General features: G+C 43.5%; 1 pseudogene. It reads left to right on the forward strand.

Annotated elements, in window-relative coordinates:
* Positions 1–255 (forward strand): annotated as a pseudogene (locus NE665_RS24885) (AAA family ATPase); the annotation flags it as partial.

Raw genomic sequence — 255 nt, forward strand, 5'->3', positions numbered from 1 at the left:
CGTATATTACTTGCTGATGCTGACGGCCAAGCCAACTGTTCAAAGTCTTTCATCGACAAAAAATTAAAACGAGACCCTGCGTATTATGAAAGCAGTCTCGATGGAGATAAAGAAGCAGCCTTCATCCATCGTTATATGAATCAGGATCATGGCGCAACGATCTCTACGATCTTCGAAAGTCCGAAAGCAGTTAGCTCTTGTATCCAACATACATCCTATGCGAATCTGGATATCATCCCCAGTGATCTGACGCTC

The organism is Clostridium sp. DFI.1.208 (genome assembly GCF_024463855.1).
Taxonomy (GTDB): Bacteria; Bacillota_I; Bacilli_A; order Erysipelotrichales; family Erysipelotrichaceae; genus Clostridium_AQ.